Source organism: Streptomyces sp. McG3, assembly GCF_018619185.1.
Classification (GTDB): domain Bacteria; phylum Actinomycetota; class Actinomycetes; order Streptomycetales; family Streptomycetaceae; genus Streptomyces.
The window spans coordinates 1-4655 of sequence record NZ_JAAXYC010000457.1 but is presented as its reverse complement, the minus strand read 5'-3'; the positions used below and the strand labels follow the sequence as shown (position 1 = coordinate 4655).

Below are 4655 nucleotides of genomic sequence, written 5' to 3'. Positions count from 1 at the left end.
GGCGATCGGCGGGGGTCATGGCGGTGGGGGTCGCGGCTGTGCGGAGGGCTCCGAAACGATGCGGGAATCCGGCGGCCGGCCCGACGGCCACGACGGGGACCGCAGGCGTGGCGGTCCGGCGGGCGGATGCCGGGCGGATGGGGTACAGCTTATCGAAGGAAGGTTCTGTGGCGACATAGGGCGCACAGGAGGCGCACGATGCGTGTCGCCCGCCTCCCATGCGCTCTCCGCCCCGGAAAGGGGCTGGTTGAGCGGGTTGTCGCGGTATCCCGGGCCGGCCGCGGCGCGTGCCGACGCCCGGCCCGGACCTGATCAGACGAGGCCGAGCTTCTCGGCGGCGGTGGCCGCGTCGACCGGGACGGTGACCGGCTGCGGTGCGCCCGCGACGGCCCAGTCGGGGTCCTTGAGGCCGTTGCCGGTGACCGTGCAGACGATGCGCTGGCCGGGGTCGACCTTGCCCTCCTCGGCGGCCTTGAGCAGGCCGGCGACGGAAGCGGCCGACGCGGGCTCCACGAAGACGCCCTCCTGGGAGGCCAACAGCCGGTACGCGGACAGGATCTGCCGGTCCGTCACCTCGTCGATGAAGCCGCCCGACTCGTCGCGGGCGGCCAGCGCGTAGTTCCAGGAAGCCGGGTTGCCGATGCGGATCGCGGTGGCGATGGTCGACGGGTCCTTGACGATCTCGCCGCGCACGATGGGCGCGGAGCCGGAGGCCTGGAAGCCCCACATGCGCGGGGAGCCGGTCGAGACGCCGTCACCGGCGTACTCGGTGTACCCCTTCCAGTACGCGGTGATGTTGCCCGCGTTGCCGACCGGCAGGACGTGGATGTCGGGGGCGTCGCCGAGCGCGTCGACGATCTCGAACGCGGCGGTCTTCTGGCCCTCGATACGGACCGGATTGACCGAATTGACCAGTGCCACCGGGTAGTTGTCCGACAGCGAGCGGGCCAGGGTCAGGCAGTCGTCGAAGTTGCCGTCGACCTGGAGGATCTTGGCGCCGTGCACGAGCGCCTGGCCCATCTTGCCGAGCGCGATCTTGCCCTGCGGTACGAGGACGGCGCAGACCATCCCCGCGCGCACGGCGTACGCCGCGGCGGAGGCCGAGGTGTTGCCGGTGGAGGCGCAGATGACGGCCTTCGCCCCCTCCTCCTTGGCCCGGGTGATGGCCATGGTCATGCCGCGGTCCTTGAACGAACCGGTGGGGTTGGCGCCCTCGACCTTGAGGTGCACCTCGCAGCCCGTGCGCTCGGAGAGGACCTGCGCCGGAACGAGCGGCGTACCGCCCTCACGAAGCGTGACGACCGGCGTCGTCGCCGTGACCGGGAGCCGGTCCCGGTACTCCTCGATGATGCCGCGCCACTGGTGGGTGCCCTTGCTGGTCATGGGTCCTTTACTCCCCTTCAACACGCATGATGCTGGCGACACCGCGCACGGTGTCGAGCTTGCGCAGCGCTTCGACGGTCCCGGAGAGGGCGGCGTCGGGCGCGCGGTGGGTGACGACGACGAGGGATGCCTCGCCGTCCGAGTCCGGCCGGCCCTGCTGGCGCACCGTGTCGATGGATACGCCCTGCTCGGCGAAGACCGTCGCTACCTGGGCGAGCACGCCCGGCTTGTCGGCCACGTCGAGGCTGATGTGGTAGCGCGTGACGACCTCGCCCATGGGGCTGACCGGCAGGCGGGTGTAGGCGGACTCACCGGGGCCGGTGGCCTCGCCCAGTTTGTTGCGGCAGACCGCGACGAGGTCGCCGAGGACCGCGGAGGCGGTCGGCGAGCCGCCGGCGCCGGGCCCGTAGAACATGAGCTGCCCGGCCGCGTCGGCCTCGATGAAGACCGCGTTGTACGCCTCGCGGACCGAGGCCAGCGGGTGGCTGAGCGGGATCATCGCGGGGTGGACGCGGGCGGTGACGGAGGCCCCGTCGGCGGCGCGCTCGCAGATGGCCAGCAGTTTGACCGTGCAGCCCATCCGGCGGGCGGAGGCGATGTCGGCGGCGGTGACCTCGGTGATCCCCTCGCGGTGCACATCGCCGATCTTCACACGGGTGTGGAAGGCGATCCCGGCGAGGATCGCGGCCTTCGCGGCGGCGTCGAAGCCCTCGACGTCGGCGGTCGGGTCGGCCTCGGCGTACCCGAGGGCGGTGGCCTCGTCGAGCGCCTCGGAGTAGCCGGCCCCGCTGGTGTCCATCTTGTCGAGGATGAAGTTGGTCGTGCCGTTCACGATGCCGAGCACCCGGTTGACCTTGTCCCCGGCGAGCGACTCGCGCAGCGGCCGCACCAGGGGGATGGCCCCGGCGACGGCGGCCTCGTAGTACAGATCGCGGCCGTACTTCTCGGCGGCCGCGTGCAGGGCCGCGCCGTCCTCGGCGAGCAGCGCCTTGTTGGCGGAGACGACGCTCGCGCCGTTCTCGAAGGCGGCGGTGATGAGCGCCCGGGCCGGCTCGATGCCCCCGATGACCTCGATGACGACGTCGATGTCGCCGCGCCGCACGAGCGCGGTCGCGTCGGTGGTGATCAGTGCGGGGTCGATGCCCTCACGCACCTTCGAGGGCCGGCGGACTGCCACGCCGACGAGCTCGACGGGCGCGCCGATGCGCGCCGCGAGGTCGTCGGCGTGCGTCGTCATGATGCGCGCCACCTCTGAGCCGACCACACCACAGCCCAGCAGCGCCACCTTCAGCGGACGCGTACGCATCATCCGACCTCGTTTCTCATACCTAGACCCTCCGGCGATGGGGGGCGGCGTCGCGGTACTGAGCACGCACATCTGCGGCGTTGTCGTCAATCACCATGGCTCCGCCATGCCTCAATCCTCCGCCATGCAGGTGCACGCACCCAGCCCCGCTCCGTCTCCCACCCTCCCATCGCCGGAGGGTCATGCTCATTGGGGACCAGTCTCACTCACCGGACGGGAGTTTCTGACCCCCGTCCGGATCCTGAGATGACTATTTCATCAGCCGACATCGAGACGCAGGAGATCTTCCTCCGTCTCGCGCCGGACGATGACGCGTGCCGCTCCGTCGCGGACCGCGACGACCGGCGGGCGCAGCGCGTGGTTGTAGTTGCTGGCCATGGAACGGCAGTACGCGCCGGTGGCGGGGACGGCGATCAGGTCGCCGGGGGCCAGGTCCGCGGGGAGGAACGCGTCCTTGACCACGATGTCGCCGCTCTCGCAGTGCTTGCCGACGACCCGGACCAGCATCGGTTCGGCGTCCGAGGTGCGGGAGACCAGCGCGACGCTGTATTCGGCGTCGTACAGCGCGGTGCGGATGTTGTCCGACATGCCGCCGTCGACGCTGACGTACGTCCGCAGCCCCTCCAGGGGCTTGATCGTGCCGACCTCGTACAGCGTGAACGCGGTGGGGCCGACGATGGCGCGCCCCGGCTCGACGGAGATCCGGGGGGTGCGCAGCTTCGCGGCCTCGCACTCGCGGGTGACGATGTCGCTGAGCGCCTTGGCGATCTCGTGCGGTTCGCGGGGGTCGTCCTCGGAGGTGTACGCGATGCCGAGGCCGCCGCCGAGGTCGATCTCGGGCAGTTCGACGCCGTGCTCGTCGCGGATCTCGGCGAGCAGCTGCACCACGCGGCGGGCGGAGACCTCGAAGCCGGCCATGTCGAAGATCTGCGAGCCGATGTGCGAGTGGACGCCGATGAGTTCGAGGCCGTCGAGGGCGAGGGCGCGGCGCACCGCCTCGGCGGCCTGCCCGTCGGCGAGCGCGATCCCGAACTTCTGGTCCTCGTGCGCGGTGGCGATGAACTCGTGGGTGTGGGCCTCGACGCCGACGGTGACGCGGATCTGCACCCGCTGGCGGACGCCGTGGCGCTGGGCGATGTGGGCGACGCGGACGATCTCCTGGAAGGAGTCGAGCACGATCCGCCCGACGCCCGCCTCGACGGCCCGCTCGATCTCGGCGACGGTCTTGTTGTTGCCGTGGAAGGCGATGCGCTCGGCGGGCATACCGGCGTCGAGCGCGGTGGTCAGTTCCCCGCCGGAGCACACATCGAGGTTCAGCCCCTCTTCCTTCAGCCAGCGCACGACGGCGCGGGAGAGGAAGGCCTTCCCGGCGTAGAAGACGTCGGCGTCCGGCCCGAAGGCGTCGGACCAGGCGCGGCAGCGGGCCCGGAAGTCGCTCTCGTCGAGGAAGTAGGCGGGGGTGCCGAACTCCTCCGCGAGCCGGGCGACGGTCATCCCGCCGACGGTGAGGGCACCGTCCGCGTCACGGGTGACGGTGCGTGACCAGACCTTCTCGTCGAGGACGTTGAGGTCGGCGGCGGGCGCGGAGTAGTGCCCCTCGTGGAGGACGTCGGCGTGACGGGGGCCTGCGGGGTGTGCGGAGCGGCTCATCGTGATGTTCTCTCGGGTCTCTTCTGATCGCGTCAGAGGTGTTCGGGCGCGCGGATGCCGAGCAGGGACAGGCCGCCTGCCAGCACCGTCCCGGCGGCTTCGGCGAGAGCCAGCCGGGCACGGTGGGCGGCCGAGGGTTTCTCGTCACCGGCGGGCAGGGACGGGCAGGAGTCGTGGAAGTCGAAGAACGCGTGGGCGACGGCTTCCAGCTGCCGGGCGACCCGGTCGGGCGCGCGGTGACGAGCTGCTGCGAGCAGGACGCCGGGGTGGTCGGCGATGAGGTCGAGGAGGGGGCGGGCCGCACCGGCGTCGGGGT

4 protein-coding genes are annotated in these 4655 nt (G+C 71.5%); all 4 read right to left on the bottom strand.

What is annotated here, in order from left to right; all coding sequences use genetic code 11:
• Positions 1–312: 312 nt before the first annotated feature.
• Complete coding sequence (gene thrC, locus HET64_RS36785) at positions 313–1383, bottom strand: threonine synthase (RefSeq protein ID WP_215111581.1); 1071 nt, start codon at positions 1381–1383, stop codon at positions 313–315.
• Between the two features lie 7 nt (positions 1384–1390).
• Positions 1391–2689 (bottom strand): homoserine dehydrogenase, encoded by a 1299-nt coding sequence (locus tag HET64_RS36780; protein ID WP_215111582.1) that lies wholly within the window; start codon positions 2687–2689, stop codon positions 1391–1393.
• Between the two features lie 258 nt (positions 2690–2947).
• Complete coding sequence (gene lysA / locus HET64_RS36775) at positions 2948–4339, bottom strand: diaminopimelate decarboxylase (RefSeq protein ID WP_215111580.1); 1392 nt, start codon at positions 4337–4339, stop codon at positions 2948–2950.
• A 32-nt stretch (positions 4340–4371) separates the two neighbouring features.
• Positions 4372–4655, bottom strand: a 284-nt coding sequence (locus HET64_RS36770) for a DALR anticodon-binding domain-containing protein (RefSeq protein WP_251146384.1), incomplete at its 5' end; no start/stop codon positions are given.